The organism is Limosilactobacillus viscerum (genome assembly GCF_947387525.1).
GTDB classification, from domain to species: domain Bacteria; phylum Bacillota; class Bacilli; order Lactobacillales; family Lactobacillaceae; genus Limosilactobacillus; species Limosilactobacillus viscerum.
The window spans coordinates 1-17,608 of sequence record NZ_CANDNW010000018.1 but is presented as its reverse complement, the minus strand read 5'-3'; the positions used below and the strand labels follow the sequence as shown (position 1 = coordinate 17,608).

At 42.5% G+C, this 17,608-nt stretch carries 17 protein-coding genes and 1 other annotated feature; of the genes, 4 read left to right on the top strand and 13 right to left on the bottom strand.

What is annotated here, in order from left to right; genetic code table 11:
- Positions 1-23: 23 nt before the first annotated feature.
- Both QOS07_RS06210 and QOS07_RS06205 read right to left on the bottom strand, forming a co-directional pair.
- On the bottom strand, positions 24-1,799 hold the full coding sequence (locus tag QOS07_RS06210; protein ID WP_283588109.1) for an oleate hydratase: 1,776 nt from the start codon (positions 1,797-1,799) through the stop codon (positions 24-26).
- Between the two features lie 158 nt (positions 1,800-1,957).
- Complete coding sequence (locus QOS07_RS06205; protein ID WP_283588108.1) at positions 1,958-2,518, bottom strand: NUDIX hydrolase; 561 nt, start codon at positions 2,516-2,518, stop codon at positions 1,958-1,960.
- A gap of 139 nt (positions 2,519-2,657) precedes the next feature.
- Here QOS07_RS06205 and QOS07_RS06200 point away from each other — a divergent pair, with 139 nt between their 5' ends.
- Complete coding sequence (locus QOS07_RS06200) at positions 2,658-3,002, top strand: hypothetical protein (protein ID WP_283588107.1); 345 nt, start codon at positions 2,658-2,660, stop codon at positions 3,000-3,002.
- 190 nt (positions 3,003-3,192) lie between these two features.
- On the opposite strand, the gene QOS07_RS06195 is transcribed toward QOS07_RS06200, so the two are convergent.
- The 3 genes from QOS07_RS06195 to QOS07_RS06185 all read right to left on the bottom strand — a co-directional run bounded on the left by QOS07_RS06195 (position 3,193) and on the right by QOS07_RS06185 (position 7,049).
- Positions 3,193-3,465 carry a type II toxin-antitoxin system Phd/YefM family antitoxin gene (locus QOS07_RS06195; RefSeq protein WP_283588106.1) on the bottom strand — a complete coding sequence of 91 codons (273 nt, stop codon included), beginning with the start codon at positions 3,463-3,465 and terminating at the stop codon, positions 3,193-3,195.
- 192 nt (positions 3,466-3,657) lie between these two features.
- A complete protein-coding gene (locus QOS07_RS06190) occupies positions 3,658-4,929 on the bottom strand; it encodes an MFS transporter (RefSeq protein ID WP_283588105.1) in 1,272 nt (423 codons plus the stop codon).
- Positions 4,930-4,940: 11 nt separating this feature from the next.
- Entirely contained in the window at positions 4,941-7,049 is a 2,109-nt protein-coding gene (locus QOS07_RS06185) for a beta-galactosidase (protein WP_283588104.1), read from the bottom strand.
- Positions 7,050-7,264: 215 nt separating this feature from the next.
- On the opposite strand from QOS07_RS06185, the gene QOS07_RS06180 reads away from it, so the two are divergent.
- Positions 7,265-8,242: an AraC family transcriptional regulator gene (locus tag QOS07_RS06180; RefSeq protein ID WP_283588103.1), complete on the top strand. Its 978-nt coding sequence runs from the start codon at positions 7,265-7,267 to the stop codon at positions 8,240-8,242.
- A 56-nt stretch (positions 8,243-8,298) separates the two neighbouring features.
- Here the strand turns inward: QOS07_RS06180 and QOS07_RS06175 are convergent, their stop codons facing one another.
- A complete protein-coding gene (locus QOS07_RS06175; protein WP_283588102.1) occupies positions 8,299-9,702 on the bottom strand; it encodes an amino acid permease in 1,404 nt (467 codons plus the stop codon).
- A complete protein-coding gene (gene mmuM / locus QOS07_RS06170) occupies positions 9,695-10,642 on the bottom strand; it encodes a homocysteine S-methyltransferase (RefSeq protein ID WP_283588101.1) in 948 nt (315 codons plus the stop codon). The genes QOS07_RS06175 and mmuM overlap by 8 nt, the downstream gene beginning before the upstream one ends.
- 49 nt (positions 10,643-10,691) lie before the next feature.
- Positions 10,692-10,926, bottom strand: a binding site (T-box leader).
- A 148-nt stretch (positions 10,927-11,074) separates the two neighbouring features.
- Here mmuM and QOS07_RS06165 point away from each other — a divergent pair.
- The gene (locus QOS07_RS06165; RefSeq protein WP_283588100.1) at positions 11,075-12,004 is read left to right on the top strand and encodes a diacylglycerol/lipid kinase family protein; all 930 of its coding nucleotides are present in this window, start codon (positions 11,075-11,077) and stop codon (positions 12,002-12,004) included.
- 200 nt (positions 12,005-12,204) lie between these two features.
- Here the strand turns inward: QOS07_RS06165 and QOS07_RS06160 are convergent, their stop codons facing one another.
- A complete protein-coding gene (locus tag QOS07_RS06160) occupies positions 12,205-13,527 on the bottom strand; it encodes a dihydrolipoyl dehydrogenase family protein (RefSeq protein WP_283588099.1) in 1,323 nt (440 codons plus the stop codon).
- Positions 13,528-13,693: 166 nt separating this feature from the next.
- Between QOS07_RS06160 and QOS07_RS06155 the strand changes: the two genes are divergently transcribed.
- Positions 13,694-14,104, top strand: a complete 411-nt coding sequence (locus tag QOS07_RS06155) for a hypothetical protein (protein WP_283588098.1) — start codon at positions 13,694-13,696, stop codon at positions 14,102-14,104.
- A 101-nt stretch (positions 14,105-14,205) separates the two neighbouring features.
- On the opposite strand, the gene QOS07_RS06150 is transcribed toward QOS07_RS06155, so the two are convergent.
- From QOS07_RS06150 to QOS07_RS06130, 5 genes are all read right to left on the bottom strand, one after another.
- Complete coding sequence (locus tag QOS07_RS06150) at positions 14,206-14,520, bottom strand: nucleotide pyrophosphohydrolase (RefSeq protein WP_283588097.1); 315 nt, start codon at positions 14,518-14,520, stop codon at positions 14,206-14,208.
- Between the two features lie 71 nt (positions 14,521-14,591).
- Positions 14,592-15,245 (bottom strand): nitroreductase, encoded by a 654-nt coding sequence (locus QOS07_RS06145; RefSeq protein WP_283588096.1) that lies wholly within the window; start codon positions 15,243-15,245, stop codon positions 14,592-14,594.
- Between the two features lie 17 nt (positions 15,246-15,262).
- A complete protein-coding gene (locus QOS07_RS06140; protein WP_283588095.1) occupies positions 15,263-15,946 on the bottom strand; it encodes a DUF554 domain-containing protein in 684 nt (227 codons plus the stop codon).
- A gap of 250 nt (positions 15,947-16,196) precedes the next feature.
- On the bottom strand, positions 16,197-17,039 hold the full coding sequence (locus tag QOS07_RS06135; RefSeq protein ID WP_283588094.1) for a hypothetical protein: 843 nt from the start codon (positions 17,037-17,039) through the stop codon (positions 16,197-16,199).
- Positions 17,040-17,054: 15 nt separating this feature from the next.
- Positions 17,055-17,459, bottom strand: coding sequence for a hypothetical protein (locus tag QOS07_RS06130; protein ID WP_283588093.1), 405 nt, complete (start codon positions 17,457-17,459; stop codon positions 17,055-17,057).
- Positions 17,460-17,608 lie beyond the last annotated feature (149 nt).

Here is a 17,608-nt window from a genome sequence, read left to right as displayed (position 1 = left end):
CTGAATGCTAGTGGCCCATAATTTTATAGTAAGTGTTGTTGTCTCATTAATTCACCAATCCAGTTATTTTTCAGCTTCTTTAATAGTGGCTTTTCAACCACTTTTGGAATTGGCAAGTCCATTTCTGCTAACGGCTTTTTATCATTCATGTAGTACATTGCCCGCATTAATTCGCGGATATCGTAAATCGAGTTGAAAACCTCTGGAACCCCGCGGTCAACGTCGAGAAGAGTATAGACTGCTTCCATAGCCGTCCGAATTGAATATTCAGTGGTAAACACGGTATCCCGACTTGGCGATTCAGCAAAGTTACCGATAAAGGCTAAGTTTGCCGAACCTGTCGGAACAACTGCTGGTCGGTCGCCCTTAACACGAGGCATAAAGTAACTCGTCACGAATGGCATGTAAACTGGGACGGTATTAATCGACTCTTCTTTTGCAAGCTGGTCAATTAGTGTTTCCGGAACTCCAAGGTGGTATAGCCATTCCTTTGTAATTTCTTCACCAGTACAGTCAACGATCCGCTTTTTAATGTAGTTTCCTTTCGTATCCGAGTACAATCCATAGATCCACACAATTGTTTCATTTTCTTTTTGGCTCTTAAAGTGTGGCTGACGGTGAATTGTCCATGACATCATCCAGTTCGAATCAGTAATGGTAATGATTCCACCGGTATTTACTTTTCCATCGTGTAAATCACGCTTGGTTAACCGTTCAATGTAAGGTTCTACTTGCGGATTTTTGACAGTTGCGGTGGCAGAAATAAACCAGCTCCGCTCCGGTAGGTTCTTACAAAAGACGTCGGGATGACCAAAATCAGGCGACTGACGGGCGATATTTTCCCATAGTTTCCAACTGCCACCCAATGCCTGAGTCGGCCGAGCTGCTTGGTGGTGGCTACCATATGTTGAGCTTTCGGTAATCGAACCATTTGTAACGAAAACAAGGTCATTATCAGTTAAATCAATGGTCTTATCTTCGCCCTTTTGAGTTATTGATAGCTTCTTGGCGTGCTTCTCATTCCCCTGGGTGTCCACAACAACGTTTTTAACTTGCGTATCATACTCAATTTGAACATCATGATCCTTTAAGTAAGCTAAGATTGGCTTGGTCATCGACTCATACTGGTTGTACTTATTGAACTTCAGAGCAGTGAAGTCAGGCAGACCATCAATATGGTGGATAAACCGCATCATGTAGCGACGCATTTCAGTTAATGAATGCCATTTTTCAAAGGCAAACATGGTTGACCAATATGTCCAGAAGTTACTATCGAAGAAGTCATCAGAGAAGTATTCTTCAATGGTCTCATCACCTAACTGGTCCTCAGGAGTCAAAATCAATTTAGTTAGCTCTTTGACTGATTGCTTGCTTAAACCATATTGCCCATCACTCGGCACCTCATTTCCGCGGTTGTAGGTTAACCGGCAATTTGAGCTGTTAGGATCTTCTTTATCAAGCCAGTAGTATTCATCCAGGTATGAAGCACCGGGGATTTCCAATGACGGAATTGACCGGTACATGTCCCACATACACTCAAAGTGATTCTCCATTTCGCGGCCACCACGGGTTACAAAACCAACGCCGGGACGGTCTGCACCATCTAGTGAACCCCCAGCGACTGGTAGTTCTTCAAGAATGTGGATGTTTTTCCCTGGCATTTGAGCATCCCGGATAAGGAACACGGCAGTTGCTAGCCCCGCAAGCCCACCACCGATGATGTAAGCATTTTTCTGTTCAACACCGTCTGGCTTCTTTGGTCGCGCGAATGCTTCGTAGTTTCCATTTGAATAGTACATAATAGTGGCTCCTTCCAGTGCTTGGCCAAATTAATGGTTGTATTTCTTTATTTTAAGTCTAAAGAAACCGCTTGCTAATAGCAAGCGTCGACAGGAAACTAAATAATTTCTTATGAAAAGATTCACTATTTTATGAGCCGAATGCTGATCTTTATTGATTACCGGTACAAAGTAAAACCATTAGTTTCTGTTGAGGGTACGTTGATCTTCCCGAGGTTTGGTTTCTGTTTTTCATCAATGATTACCAGTTTGATAATCTCTTGCGTTAATTTAGCCACCGGCATTTGCTTAATTTCTTCGCGGGTAAAAAAGCCGGCGTTGAGGAGTTCGCTAGTTTGAAGATGGAAGTCACCAGATACATAATCTAACTGAAAGTTAACAAAAATATTGTGGTTCCTTTCTCCGGGTTTATCAGCAACTAGTACAATTTCTCGTGGCTTAGTCACTAAACCAGTTTCTTCCTTAATTTCACGGGCAATACTGGTACCAAGATCTTCGGTTTGTTCGACGAAGCCACCCGGGTTGGTCCACAGACCACGGCCTGGATGTTGCGCACGTTGTACTAGTAAAATTTTATGATCCTTAATCACTATTCCGCCAGTGCTGATAGTTTCATTGCTCCAGTGAACGTAGTGGCAGTTAGGGCAGACTAGGCGTGGAATGTTATTGATAGTATGACTGGTTAATTTCGTGCCACACTGTGGACAAAATTTAAACAACGAAAATCACTCCTTCAGTTTAATGATTATACTGTTTATTGTAGTTCAGCTTTTTCCAGAAGAAAATTGAGATATCTTTATCACTGAAATTAAGTGCTATAATTATATGCAGCAATTTTAGCGGTAAAGGAGTTAAAAAATGGCTGACGATAACTACCAATATGATGAGAATGGCTTTCGCGAAGATTTAAAGGACAATCCAGATGTCCTTCATCAACCGGATGCTGATCGGTCATCCTGGGATTTAAAAACACTTGATTACGATGAAACTATCGCAGTCTTAAATGGCGAGAAAAAAGTCGAACCAGAATTTGCCTTCGCTGATGAAGTATTAGATAAAATTAGAGCAGATAAGCCCAAGCTTAATAGCGATGAAGACCTTAACGCCGTTATCGAGGATAAGTACCAGCAAATTCTTCTTGCTCGTTATAATGTCGACCAAGATAAGAATATCACCGTAAGCGAAAGTAAGGATAAAGACTAATTAAAGAGGCATCATACTGCTGCATTGTGGACAGTATGGTACCTCTTTAAAAATCTCCCAAATAAAAACCAAATTTGCTTAGTCAACCTAATCCCCCAATGGCTACCCTAAGCAGGATCATTATACGTTATTTTTATATTGATTTGGGCCAGATTAAACTAAGTGACGTTAGTTGCAGTGAAGGAAATACCTAGAGCTGGTCCAGGTCAATTTTATTGGAGTGAACATGGTACTCACTATCACTCTCATTTCGATAATCAGTAGAATCATAAACATCCGATTGTTTTAAGTCATTACCCATTAATTTTAAGGTATCACAAATTGCCTGCCATTCTTTTTCGCTTACCAATACCACATCCCCTTTTTCATGGGTGATCTGGATTGGCTTATTTTTATTACTTACTTTTTCAACGAGCTCGTATAAATTATTTTGTGCATTCTTCGCTGAAATTTTACTAAGCATCTGGCTTCCTCCTTCCACTATTATTACTTCATATGTTAACTCAAAATGAACCGAAAAAGTTGCTGTAAGCAGGAAGTTAGACACTAATTAGTTGCTTGTTTAAAAGTCCCGATTAATAAAAAACTAAGCACCCCATCTTTCTAATGGAGTGCCTAGCTAAAGTATAGGAAATAGGTTGTTATTCATCGGCTGCTACTTTACGTTCTTAATGAACACGATCAAGATGCAACCAATGATGGCAGTTATGGCAGCAATTGGGAAGATCCCGTGATAGCCAACCATACTAATTGCAGCGGCAGCAAAGACAGGTCCGAATACTTGACCACCATTATTGGCCATGTTCAGTAAGCCTAAGTCTTTAGCAGCGGTCTTAGGATCAGGCAGGACTTCGATGTTCAAGGCTTGATCAACTGAGTCATAAGCACCCTTACCAAAGGCAGCAACAGCAGCATAAGCTAACATAATCCAAGCTTGGTTTGTAAACATTGGCAATAATGAACCAATTGCAATAACAATTGAAGCAAGAATTACAGGCATTTTACGTTTTCCAATCTTGTCAGATAGCGGGCCGGCAAAAAGTACACAGATCATGGAACAAACCATCATGATCATTGAAATTAAGGTAACGTACTTTTGAACAGCACCACCATGTAATTTGATATAATCAGTCAAGATATAGAGCTGGTAGCTTGAGATACAGAAAGTTGCAGTAACGATGCAGAGTTTACCAATCAGGGCCAGATAGAAATTCCGTGCATTCTTGGTTGGAAAAGCAAAGTTATGAGAGAAGTTCTTCCAGGTAATCTTTTCAATTGGCATATCCTTAGTAGACTTTTCGTGGAGAAATAATGCCGCAACTGGGCCAGAGAATGCAGTTAAAATAGCAAGAATAATGAATCCAGTTGTTGGTACAGGTAAGAATAATGATGCAAAGGCCTGTCCACCAAATTGGCCAACGTCATTCCCTAATGCATAAGCACTAGAAATAGTTCCACGGTACTTTGGAGCAGTCCGGTCAGCAATTACAGCAATTAGTGGCGCAACGATCATGTTTAAGAAAATCATGTAGACACAGTCAGCAAGGACTTCCTGCCAAACAGTGGTGCATTGTCCCCAAAATACGATTACGACAGCTGTGCCGATTGAACCCCAAACGATCCAGGGTGTCCGCCGTCCATGCTTAGAACGGGTCCGGTCTGAAAGGGCTCCTTCGATAATATTAGCAATCGTTGAAACAATCATGGCACAGGTTGACATTAGGGCAATCGCACCAGCTTTATGATCAGGAGTAATCCTAGCCATTGCTTGCGGTACAAGAACTCCAACTAAACCAAGGTAAGGCCCTAGCCAGAGCATAACCCCTAATACCAGTCCAATCGCTGTTCTAACTGGTAATTTTTTCTGTTCTTCGTCCGTCGGTGTTTCCCAGGGCTTCCGTTCCCTTATTGTAGTTTGATTATCCATACTATTCATCCCTAGTCCTTATGTTCTTTCAATACAACAACATCCCATGCACCAAGTTGAACTTTTTGTAGCGGTGTAGAATCATTTAATTTTTGACATTCTACTGGTAATTCAACCGTGGTTGGGTCCCAACTCCAATTAAAGATAAAGTGAAGGTGGTCACCATTCTTGTTGATAGCAGAAGATTGGGTAACATGTTCATTCGTAAAGTTCCAGCTATTATCTGGTAATAAGTATTCAAAGATCGACTTAGCAAGTTCTTGGTTTGGAACAGCACCAATAACCGTTAACTCACCCTCCCCGACAGATTGCTTTGTCATCATTGGGAAGTTCTTAAAGAACAGGTCATCATAGTTGGCAACAACTTCACTGTCGTTATTAGTTCGTAGACAGTCGATCCATTCAATTGCCTTAGCGCCTTCAGCTACTTTAAATCCTTTACTACCAGTAACTGGTACTTCACGACGGAGGTTAGAAAATTCTTGGTAGTTTGTATCCGCAATGTCTGATAATCCTGCAGGCTTGGTATCAAGCCGAATCCGTGCCAAATCATCGGCGTAAGTGGTCCGTGGACCGATAACTAACTTACCGCCTTTTTCAACGTATTCCTTCATCCAGTTAACAAATTTATCTGAAGATATATAATCAGCCACTACCATTAGCATTGGGTGCTTCTTTACAAAGTCAGCTGGTTGAATCAAGATTTTATCCGCTTCATCATCATAAATCTGTGAATCATGAATAATGTGGACTTGTTTCCCAGCTAAGTAAGCGCCAGCATAGAAGGCATTGAACATGTGATCGTAAGCTTGAGGGTTCCGTGTCTTATGCGGATCCATTTCTGCCCCCTGAGCATGGTATGGTTCAAACGATAAGCCCCACCGTGACTTAATAGAGTAAAGCATTGCGATGTCTTCATCTGGCTTTAAATTGACAACCTGGTCACCTGCATCAGCAAATTGTTTGCCAAGTTTAGCAATTTCCTGGTAAACCCGTCCTGGCTTACGGTCGTGTGGTAAGATACCACCCCAGTAAGTTTCAGTGCCGTAGTGTAGTTGTTGCCAGTGCCAATACTCAATCATTTCCGCACCACGTGAAACCATTTGCCAACCGGCCTGTTGCCACTGACCATCATATGCAGGATAATTGTCACCTGCGCCGCCAATTGGACCACCATCAGTTTCGGCAACGTAAAATGGCTGTTGTTTTAGTGAATATGTCCGATCTGCCTTTTCGGCAATTTGCCATGGCCCATGAGTAAACCATGATTGTGGCTTATCAGGATGTGGTGATTTCATTCCATCCTGCATATGGTAATAAATATCGGATGAAGCAATATCGAGATGCTTACTGGAGCGTGCTTCGTCTAGTGCGTCACGGCCTTGGTCGTAGTTGACCGTAATGAACTGTTCTTGTGGAGCGATACTTTTAATCAAGTCACTTTGCCAGCCGAGTAAGTTATCAGTCAGGTGTGATTGGTAACGGCGCCACTCAATATCGTATTGTGGCTGAGCATTTCCTTCTGGCTTCCAAAGGTCGTCCCAAGTTGAGATTTCATGTGACCAGTAAACCAGTCCCCATTGTTTATTTAGGTTTTCAACAGTTTTGTATTTATTACGCAGGTAATCTTTGAATCCTTCGAAAACGTCTGGTGAATAATCAATCAACAGGCCGGGCTCATTATGTAGTTGCCAGCCAATTACGGCAGGATGATCTTTGTACCGTTCTACGATCTTAGTAATTACACGCCGAGAATAATATTTAAACACTGGGTCGCTTAAACTATGCTCTTCACGAGAGCCAAAGAAACGTCGATTACCGTGCTCGTCAACTGCAGCAACCTCTGGGTATTTCCGAACCAGCCATTGTGGAATTGCAAAGGTTGGCACTCCAATGATCGCATGAATACCGTTTTCGTTGGCCTTATCTAAAACTGGTTGAAGCCAGTCGAGGGTAAATTTACCGTCCTCTGGTTCCCAGTGTGACCAGCTACCTTCACCAACCCGGATAACATTTAAATGGGCATCCTTCATCATTTTAATGTCATCATCTAACCGTGAAATTGGTTGATATTCGTCATAATATGCAGCTCCAAAAAGCATCTTATCTTTATATGACATGCATACTTGCCCCTTTCTTAAACAAATAGTGCTAAAATATTTAATAATTGCTGGAAATAAAGCGCTTACCTCTGAAGCATCTTTAATATAGCAGGAGATAAATAGTTCAGGAATAGCTTAAGTGTCCTTTTTACTATCATGTTCTGATATAAGAATCATTAATTAGCAAGAATTTATCATAAGCTGATATAGATTTAGAGAAGGGTCGAAACAAAATGAGTGGTCTTTTAGAGCATGCAATTAAGTTGCCGATAATTAATTGGAATTTTGTAATGCTTGGTGGGCATCTACAAAAGGTTAGTGATAACTGGCTTTATCCACGTGAGCGTCACCTAATTTACGAATTAATATATGTTGTTAGTGGTATTGAAAAAATTGAGTGGGATGATTTTACTACTGAGATTAATGAAGGAGAATTTGTGATTATTTCTCCAGGAATGTATCATACGGTTTCTGCAGTAAAAAATCTCACCTACTTTTGTTTTCACTTTGATATCAATGAGCCAGTTTTTGAGGAGCAGTTAATTGCTAATCCCCATTTGTTATTTCGGAAAAATGAGCCAGATACCGAGCAAATCATTCCACTGCTGAATAAAATGATTGACCTGCTTTCGCCCGCCGAAGAGTATAATTTCTCGGATAAGATCAGTCTTCAAATTATACTTTCCAAGGTTTTAGTGGGTTTATATAATGCAACTAAAAAAATGCATACTACAAACAATGTTTATTCCATGCAGTATGCAAAGCTGATTAAGGATAATTTGCGTAGTGAGGCAACTGAAGTTATTAATTATAACTTGGAACATGTTGATTCTAGTGAAAAGCAGCGAAGTATGAATATTATTCAACCAATTTGCCGAAAGCTAAGTCTAAGTTCGGGATATGTTTCGCGAATATATAAACAATACTTTGGTGATTCACCTAAAACCTTTGTGAATCATTTAAAAATACAGAATGCTAAACGGCTCCTATTAAAACCACAGTTGAATATTAACCAGGTATCGTTTGCCCTTGGATACAAAAATCCGGCTAACTTTAGTCGACAGTTTAAAAAATATACTGAAATGAGCCCTAAGGAATATCGTCTTAGTAAAGTTAGCCAAATTTATGATAAAGAACTATATAAAGAAAATTTTAAGAAATTATACGAATATGCCGAACGTGATCCTGACCATGCTTGGGAACTGTTTTAAATAAAAAATTACCACTCAGTATTGTTTTGAATAAAGCATTACTGAGTGGTAATTTTTTAATTTATGAATGCTGAAGATCTTTTCTTCCCAACGTGCTTTCGCCAAGCGGCTAAGGCATAATAAGTGGCATAACAAAGGATAACAAACGGAACCGTGCAATATAAGCCGATCCGCTGGGCAGGGTCAAACCAAATAAGAATGCACGATAAAGTACTGGCGATAAAAGCAAACCACGGGATTACCGGGTACCAAGGAGTATGATATTTTAGCTCACTTACCTGGTGGCCAGCAGCCAGGAAGTGGCGCCGGAAAATGATTTCACAAAGTGCAATTGCAATCCAAACAAATACCACTGCCAAACCTGACACCGAAACAAGGACTAGGTAGACAGTGCCAGCAGCATAAACACTAGAAAGCAGTGCTAAAATTCCACCGAGCATACTCAACAAAAGTGCTAGTACGGGGATCCCCCGCTTGTTCGTTTTAGCAATTACTGCCGGTAATGTTCCCTCGTTTGCTAGTGACCATAGCATCCGTGTTGAAGCGTATAGTCCTGAATTGGCCGCCGAAATAATTGCAGTCAGGACCACAAAATTCATTAAATCAGCCGCGTACGGAATACCCATTTGGTTAAAGACGTAGACAAATGGACTCTGGGTTACCCCTGCTTCCTTATATGGGATCAATGCTGACATCACAACCATACTTCCTACGAAGAATAATACCAGCCGCCAAAGGGTTGTATGAATGGCCTTGGGGATTGTTTTCTCGGGCTCCTTTGTTTCGCCGGCAGTGATCGCAATTAGCTCCGTCCCGGAAAAAGCAAAGTTGACCGTTAACATCGTTGTGAACAGGCCGCCTAGTCCATTTGGAAACAGACCATTCTTGGTAAAATTAGTTAGCAGTGGTGCATGCTGGTAACCGTGAATATGAATAATACCAACCATAGCCAGGGCGCCAAGAACGATAAAGGAAACGATTGCCACAACCTTAACTGCTGCAAACCAAAATTCACTCTCGGCGAAGCCCCGGACCGTAAAAATATTTGATAAGAGAATAATGATGATGAACAATAAGCTCCACCACCATACGGGCGTATGTGGGAACCATCTACGCATGATTAACCCCGCCGCCGTAAACTCGGACCCCATTGCAATCGTCCACGTGAGCCAGTAAAGGATGGCGACAGTGAAACCAGTGGCCGGCCCAATTAAATTTTTAGCATAAACATGGAATGCACCGGTATACGGCATTGCGACCGTCAACTCTCCTAGGCAGAGCATCACAGCATAAACAATCAGTGCACCTACCAAGTATGCAATCACGGTGCCAAGCGGCCCTGCCTGGTGAATTGTGTAACCAGAACTAAGGAAAAGCCCCGTCCCAATTACACCGCCGAGGGCGATCATTTGAACGTGCCGGGCGCTCATCTTCCGTGACAGGTGAGTTCGTTTAGTCATGGGTCGCCACCCCCTCGTAGTGGCCAGTTAAGCGGTCATGCAAGAGCCTTATATCTTGTGGGGTTGTTGTACAGCAGCCCCCGACAATAGTTAAACCAGCACTTAACCATTGTGGGAGGTAACTAGCTAAGCTACGGTGACCGTGTGGGTATATCCAAGTTTTGCTTTGGGGGTTATAAACTGCACTGGAATTTGGATAAGCGATGACTGGCTTATTCGTTACCTGGTGGATAAGCTCCACTGCTGGTGCTACCCGTTCGAGCGGGATACAGTTTGTGCCAATCGCAAAAACATTGCTGAACCGGTCAACGGCTTTCACCGCAACGGTTAAGGGCGTCCCATCAGCGAGCGTGGCATGGTCGCGGAGTGAAAAACTAACATAGCAAGGAACGTTTGGCGCTAGTTCAGCGGCCAGTTCGAGTTCAGCCAGTACTTCATCTAGGCGTGGTTGTGTTTCAATTGCAATGACATCAACCCCTACCTGTAAAATATCCGTTAGACGTGGCCGGTGAAATTCCTTATATTCCTGCGTGCTCAGATGATAATCGCCGGTGTATTCACTGCCATCTGCAAGAAATGCGCCGTAAGGGCCAAGTGCACCAGCGACATAGTTGTAAATACCAGTTTCGGCTTCGAATTCATCACGGACTTCACGAGCTAGTCGAACTGCACGCTTAATTAGTTGGTGTGCTTGGCGTTCACTATAACCGTTGGCAACAAAAGCTTGTACATTTGCTTGGTAGGTATCGGTAATAAGCAGTCGTGCACCAGCAGCTAAGTATTGTTGATGAACTTTTTTGACCAGCTCTGGTTGCTTAGCCAAAACGCTAGCAGTCCATAGCTGATTATCCGTATCTGCCCCTAGTTGCTCTAATGCAGTTGACATTGCACCGTCGATTAATAATGGTTGGCTTAATTCTTCGGTAATTTTATTAGTCATCGTACTTCCTCCTCAAATAAAAAAGCCCCTTGAAAAGACTGTGATCTTTCCAAGGGACGCTCTACTACGCGGTACCACCCTTAATTCAAGGCATAAAAATTGTCTTGCACTTATCAAACTCAATAATTTGACACCTTGATAACGGCGGCACCCGTGACTGGCTAATGATTTACCAGCCAATGCTCACAAACCATCTTCATCAATTAAGTTCATAGTCCGCTTCTCACCAACCGCGGTTCTCTTTGCTATTTTTAATTGATTGCTCATTTGCTCTCAGCAAATTTTCATTTAATGTTGCCATTAGTATAAAAAATGATTTGATTTTCGTCAAGGATCAATCTCATCTTTTTTTAATGGAGACATTCTTACTTTTTACAAGATCCCTTCTAGCGTATAATAGATACATTAAGTTTGAGAACGGAGTATTAAAGTTTGAAGTATTATTTTTTGGTTAATCCCTGTTCTGGAAGTGGTAAGGGAAAACAGGTCTGGCAACAGGTTGCTACCTACCTTGCGACTACTGCAGTCGATTATAATTCTGTTTTAAGCAAGTACCCTGGTCATCCCCACAAAATAGCTGCAGAATTAGCGCCCCACCACCAGGAAATTGATTGCTTGGTGGTAATTGGTGGTGATGGAACCCTTCATGAGGTCATCTCAGGTTTAATTGATGGCTCACAAAATAATCGACTACCCGTCGCTTACATTCCGGCCGGTACCGGGAATGATTTTGCACGTGGGTATGGTATTTCCACGCGGCCACTGGAGGCATTACAGCAGATCTTGCAAAACCGCCAGGAACGCGTCATTAACGTTGGCCATTACTATGATTCTCTTTCTGGCCAGCAGGGTATCTTCCTTAATAATTTTGGAATTGGTTTTGATGCCGCCATCGTTCACGCTACCAATAATTCCCGCGCCAAGGACTTCTTAAACCACCACCATCTAGGGACTTTTTCCTATATTTTTAAGGCAGTTAAAGTGCTGTTTACCCAACCGCCCTTTTCTGTTCGGATTAATGATCAGCAGGATTTTACCCACGCTTTTTTGCTTGTGGCAAGTAACCATCCCTTTATTGGCGGTGGAATTAAAGTTGCACCAGGCCAACGAGTGGACAAACGGCAGCTTGAGCTCGTTGTGGTAGAAAAGCACCACTGGTTAACACTCATTTGGTCGATGCTGATGTTTGCCGGGGGTCACCTCCCTGCTTCTCGCTATGCCCACGTTTTTCGGGGTACCCAGCTAAAATATCAAATTAAGCCGGCACAGTATGGACAGATTGACGGTGAAGAACCGGGGAAGCATGCCTTTAACCTGGAATTGACGTGTTGTGACTACCCTTTCTGGCAAAAACAAGAATAAAAAAGAACCACGTACTACTGGGGTTTAATGTAGTGCGTGGTTCTTTTAGGTTAGGCAAGAAGACAAGTGCCTAACAACAACCTGATATCGATATTTGGAGGTTATCGTATTAAGGTTTGACAGTATAGTAACAAATTAACTTATCGGCTGTAAAGGGAAAAGGCTCGAAAAATATAACTTTTTTTGTGCGGCTCGTTATATTACAAGCTCCCGCCAACCTTATCAGCTAATGCAGGATAAATTGCTATCAGTGCCCGTCGGTATTCCTTCCCGGTTACCTTTAAACCAATCACGGGGAGAAAATTATTAATATCATCGGCAGCATAATCACTGACCTCATTAGCGCCTACTAGAATTTCATTATGGAAGACCAGCGTTAACTTACCACTTTGGTCGTTCTGTCCTGCGGCAAGGCTGGCGTAATGCAGATCTAAGTTCTTAACCGTATAACCTTCCTTCCCCACAACGTCACTTGCGCGTACTCCTGCTTCAGCAATTTCTGGGAAGGTAAATGCCGTCGTCGCAATCACTGGATATTCAACTGAGCTTGTTGCCCCCTTCTCAAGGTAATCAAAAAGGTATTGCCCTTCAAATTCCGCCACGGGCGTTAATTTAGGCTGCGGCCGGCTTACAACATCACCGATTGCGTATACATGGGGGTTAGTAGTTTGCAAGTGGTCATCAACAACAATGCCACCGCGGTCGGTTTCAATCTTAGCCGCTGCTAGGTTCAATTGGTCAATATTTGGCCGTCTTCCGCTTGCGTTGACCACGTAATCGGTTGGCACTTCCCCATGGTCAGTTTCGACGATAAATCCCTCGTCTTGGCGGTCAATTTGTTTAACCGTCGTATTGAGCATGAATTCGATGCCGCGGTCCTCCATTGCTTGTTTAACGATGTTAGCTTTATCTTCAGGGAAGGCTTTTAGGGGCCGTGAGGAATGGTCAATAATGGTAATGTCTGCGCCAGCGGCCCCAAGAATGGTTGCCAGCTCCATTGAAACGTATCCGGCACCAATAAAGGTTACGTGTTGTGGCAGGTGGGTTAATGACAAGACATCGGTGCTAGTATGAGTAAATTCATGTCCCGGGACCGGCAACTGGTTAGGGTGCTGCCCGGTAGCGATAATGATACGGTCGCCCGTGTATTGCTTTCCGTTTACTTCGATTGTTTGCGAGTCGACAAATTTAGCGTAGCCGTCCGCAACATCATGAGATTTGGCGATAATTTCCCTCGTTTGGGCCGGCCAGGGGTTAAAGCGGTCGAGTTTGGTCTGCATTAGCTGCGACCAATCAATCGTTGCGGCCTGACTAATCCCCCTGCCGAGAAGCTGCTGGCTTTGCAGAACGGCCCGGGCAGCTCCCTCAAGGAAAATCTTGGGCTCACAGCCGTAGTTTGGACAGGTCCCACCAAACTCGCCACCATCAATTACTAAAACGTCCCGTTTAGTATTAGCTAATAGGTTGGACATTTTATAAGCTGCTGGTCCTGACCCAATTAGAATATAATCATATGTTTTCATTACAGACCCTCCATTTCCTTTTGTTCAGCATACCATACTAATGGGGAGTTCCAGCAATAAGAAAGCATTAAACTTATTAACTTGTAAACCACCAAAGCTCTGGGGGAAGTATGATATAATATCGGTGATGTGTAACTATGAACCGAAATAGGGAGATTATCTTAATATGAAAAAGTTTGGATTACTCTGTGCTGCTGTGATGGCCGGATTGACCGTCATGGCAGTTCAGACAGGCAACACTGGCCACGCAACTAGCAATGAGCCAGTAGTAATGGCTGCACAAAAGGGTTTCAGTAAGCAAAATTATGCGGTAATGGCTTACCTGAAGTACACTAAACAAGACGTTAACAGTGTTCAGGACAATTCAGTTGAAATTGATAGTGAACATGGTCGTTTTGAAATTGACAATGGAGGTGGCGAGGACTTCGACGTAACGGTTAATGACACAAACGTTACTTTGAAGACCACCGACCAGAAGGGTAAGAAGAAGACCCATACCTACTCTAAGGCTAACTTGGAGAAGCAATTCAATGACCAGCAAAATAAGCTGAATTCAATTGTTGAAAAGGATAATTAAAGTCTACTAGAAATGGGAGAGCAAGACAGAAGTCGCAAGTGACTTTTATTTTGCTCTCCCGTTATTTTAGTATTACACATTAATTGCGAAGAAAAAGAATACTAATGTTGGTCAATCTTTGGCCATTTTCGGTGCTTATTAAACGCAACTTTTTTCTTAATTGCGGCTCCTGGATCGATCCTTAACTTATCAAACATGTAAATCAGGTAGATCATTGTATCAGCTAATTCCTCTTCCAGGTGTTCTTGCTGGTCAGGAGTTAACTTTTGCTTTTCCGGCTGCCATTGAAAAATTTCTAGGACCTCACTTGCTTCTAAATTAAGTGAAATTGCAAGATCCTTGAGGTTATGAAATTTATTCCACCCCCGCTGGTCACGGAAGTCAGTTAGCATATTTAAAATTTCGTTGTAATCCATCTTTACTAACTCCTTTAAGAAGATCAAAAAATAGGAGACTGAGTAAAATTTTCTCCCCAGTCTCCTTATTTTTAACTAAAATGAAGTAACTTATCAAGCGGCTCCCGGTCAGAACGGAAGTCATTAATCTTTTGCGCTGCCGGGTACCCAATTGATACACCTGCCATGAACCGCTGATCTTCGGGCACATTCATGATCCGGTGTAGGTCATCGGGGAAGCGAACACTGTTGTAAGTGACAATTGAACCTAATCCCTTATTGGTAGCTGCTAGTAAAAGTGTTTGTGCAAAAGCCCCCGCATCAAAGATTGACCAGTCAGGAGATGCTGTAGGGATAGTGATGAACAGGATTACCGGTGCGTTATTAAGGGTATCACTGGCGTTAGTCATTGTAGAGTGCGCCTCATCAAAATCGGTAAAGTGGTGAACAATTTCATGTCCCCATTGCTTCATATTCCCCTGTGGAAGTGCTGCCCAGTCGTTGCGGCTCATTACCGCTAAGTCGGGATTGATCTTTTTTCCGTCTTGGTCGTTCTTTTGGTAAGTGTCCCTAATCTCTTGTAGGGTATCACCACTTGCACAATAAACTTGCCATGGCTGGGAGTTAACCCAGGAAGGTGAACGTTGCGCAAGACTGACGATTTCTTTAATCACGTCCCTTTCGACTGGTTGATCGGTGAACATACGAACTGAATGCCTGTTTTGTACTACTTTTTCAAATTCCATTTGGATCTCCTCCTACGTTAAATCCACATTTTGACCAAGAAGAACAGTATTGGAACCAGCAGTGACGGCAACAAATTAAGCGTTTTGATGTCACGGATCTTAAGCAGCGAGATTCCCGTTGTCGCTATCAAAAAGCCACCAACAATAGAAATCTCGGTAATTAACGAGTCACAGAAGAAGGAAGCGGAGAGGAACTTAGCAACGAGGAAAATTCCACCCTGCCAGACAAAAAGTACTGGTGCACATACCAGCATCCCCCAACCAAAACTCGCACCAAAAACAATCGAAGTAACGAGGTCAAGCATCGCATTGGTGTAGAGCATCGTCTCGTCACCTTTTACCGCTGCCATGACCGGGCCAACAATTGATAAGGCGCCGATGCAGTAAAGGAGGACACCGGTTGCAATCCCTTTAGCAACCGGTGACTTGCCACCACAGCGCTTAATCAGGCTATTAAAATGTTCATCAATCCGCCACCAGGTTCCTAAAATGGTCCCCACTGACAGGCTGATAATGAAGAGAACTGGGTACTGGCTTTTGGAAATATTATTGACAACATTCTCCAACCCAATTCCCAACGCGGCCAACCCCATAGCTACAAACAGTGCTTCTTCGTACTGTTTTTTTATCCCGCCCTTGGCTAAGCAACCAATTGATGTACCAACAAGAATCGCCACTAAGTTTGCAAGGGTTCCAACCATAAAATCGACCTCCAACAATTAATAACCATCTTTAACTTATCAAACTTCAGCAAAATAGTGAAGCGTTTACATAATATTATTAACTATTCTCATTTTGATGAACAAATAACGAAAAAACGAATTATAAGTTTAGGCTATGTTTTACCCACTTATAATTCGTTTTTTCGTTATAATCTGAAATTAGATTTATAAATTAGAATTTTAATCTTTAATTTTATTAAGGATTAATACTTGATAAAGTTAAGATTGGTTACTTAGTGACATCCGCATCGGTCTTCATTCCACCCATCGGTGCTGGATCGTATTCAGCGTGGATGTGGTACTTATTGTGCCCGGTCTTGGTAATGGTAAACGTATCGTGCCCCTTGGCGCCAGGATAAGTTTCCATCACGTAGCCGCCATCTCCAGTAGCGTGACTACCGTCATGGGTTTGCGAATCACGTTCATATACAAAATCATCAAAGCCTGCTTTTTCAATTAGGTCCGCTGCTTCATCAAAGGTCATGCTACTGCCTTTGTCGGTGTCGCTATTTGTTGTTGACGAGTCGCCGTTCCGTAAATCATTCAAGGTTGCATTATCCGCGAGGTTATTAACCATATCGCCGGCGTTATTTTTATTGGCAAGTGCGACTATATTAGCATTATCGGTTGCGGCTTTTCTTAAGCCACCGTGGCCATCAGAAATGTAAAACTGGTTATTTGCAATCGTGTAGTAAGTAGAGCCCTGGCCATTATTAAGTTTAACGTAATACAATACCTCAGCACCCGCAGGCAGTGAGCCATTGAATCCCGTACTCTTGGGTTGACTTCCGGCCTGGTAAAGATCAATGGTTATCCCCTGGCCCTGTTTGTTCATCTGGTTAACATAAGATTGCTGGTTTTCAACGCCGCTGTAATAAAGTACTAGTGCACCATTTTGCTTTGGGTTAAGGCTATTTGCATTTAATTTTGCCGATGAAGAAGCAATCTGGTGATCAACGTTGTTCGCCTGCGTCGTTGTTGTGTTGTTGCTATTTGCGGTCTTCTTATTGTTACAACCAGCTAGCGAAATACTAGCAAGTGTCATGGCACAAAATAATAATATTTTTTTCATTACTTACCCTTCTAACTAATCAGCCTGTTTTTCAATTCGACCGTCTTGATAAACATAGTAAGTGTCACCATCACTATTTTGAACGGTATTGTATGGAACGTAGCTGCCATCGGTTGGTGCACCATGAGCACCGCCATAAGTACCACCCTGGATTGTCCATCCCTGATCCCCCATCTTTTGGGTGATGTAGTCAATTGAACTCTGCCCACCGGTTAAGTGAACAGAACTAGAAGCACTCTGTGAGCTAGCACTTGATGAATCAGTATTAGAACTGCTTGACGATGTCGATGCCTTAGTTACTTGGTGGCTGGAAACACTGCTACTTGAATTTGACGACTTAGATGAATGAGAGTTGTTGCCACAAGCAGCAAGAGTTAAGCAGGTAAATAAAATTGCTGAAACTGTAATTCCCTTTTTCACAAAAATCCCTCCCAGAATTAATTCAAACGCTTCTATTTTAGCAGAATTGACTGATTATTTTTGTAATTTCTGTCCTAAATTTCAAGAATAAGTTAGCCACTGGACTCAAATAAATAATACTGACCAATTGATTATTGGTTGATGGAGCT

Excerpts from the sequence above, each read along its gene's own strand:
- QOS07_RS06160 (WP_283588099.1), bottom strand. The coding sequence starts at position 13,527 with ATGAAAACATATGATTATATTCTAATTGGGTCAGGACCAGCAGCTTAT.
- QOS07_RS06195 (WP_283588106.1), bottom strand. The coding sequence starts at position 3,465 with ATGCTTAGTAAAATTTCAGCGAAGAATGCACAAAATAATTTATACGAG.
- QOS07_RS06180 (WP_283588103.1), top strand. The coding sequence starts at position 7,265 with ATGAGTGGTCTTTTAGAGCATGCAATTAAGTTGCCGATAATTAATTGG.
- QOS07_RS06185 (WP_283588104.1), bottom strand. The coding sequence starts at position 7,049 with ATGTCATATAAAGATAAGATGCTTTTTGGAGCTGCATATTATGACGAA.
- QOS07_RS06175 (WP_283588102.1), bottom strand. The coding sequence starts at position 9,702 with ATGACTAAACGAACTCACCTGTCACGGAAGATGAGCGCCCGGCACGTT.
- QOS07_RS06200 (WP_283588107.1), top strand. The coding sequence starts at position 2,658 with ATGGCTGACGATAACTACCAATATGATGAGAATGGCTTTCGCGAAGAT.
- QOS07_RS06135 (WP_283588094.1), bottom strand. The coding sequence starts at position 17,039 with ATGAAAAAAATATTATTATTTTGTGCCATGACACTTGCTAGTATTTCG.
- mmuM (WP_283588101.1), bottom strand. The coding sequence starts at position 10,642 with ATGACTAATAAAATTACCGAAGAATTAAGCCAACCATTATTAATCGAC.
- QOS07_RS06145 (WP_283588096.1), bottom strand. The coding sequence starts at position 15,245 with ATGGAATTTGAAAAAGTAGTACAAAACAGGCATTCAGTTCGTATGTTC.
- QOS07_RS06155 (WP_283588098.1), top strand. The coding sequence starts at position 13,694 with ATGAAAAAGTTTGGATTACTCTGTGCTGCTGTGATGGCCGGATTGACC.
- QOS07_RS06190 (WP_283588105.1), bottom strand. The coding sequence starts at position 4,929 with ATGGATAATCAAACTACAATAAGGGAACGGAAGCCCTGGGAAACACCG.
- QOS07_RS06140 (WP_283588095.1), bottom strand. The coding sequence starts at position 15,946 with ATGGTTGGAACCCTTGCAAACTTAGTGGCGATTCTTGTTGGTACATCA.
- QOS07_RS06210 (WP_283588109.1), bottom strand. The coding sequence starts at position 1,799 with ATGTACTATTCAAATGGAAACTACGAAGCATTCGCGCGACCAAAGAAG.
- QOS07_RS06150 (WP_283588097.1), bottom strand. The coding sequence starts at position 14,520 with ATGGATTACAACGAAATTTTAAATATGCTAACTGACTTCCGTGACCAG.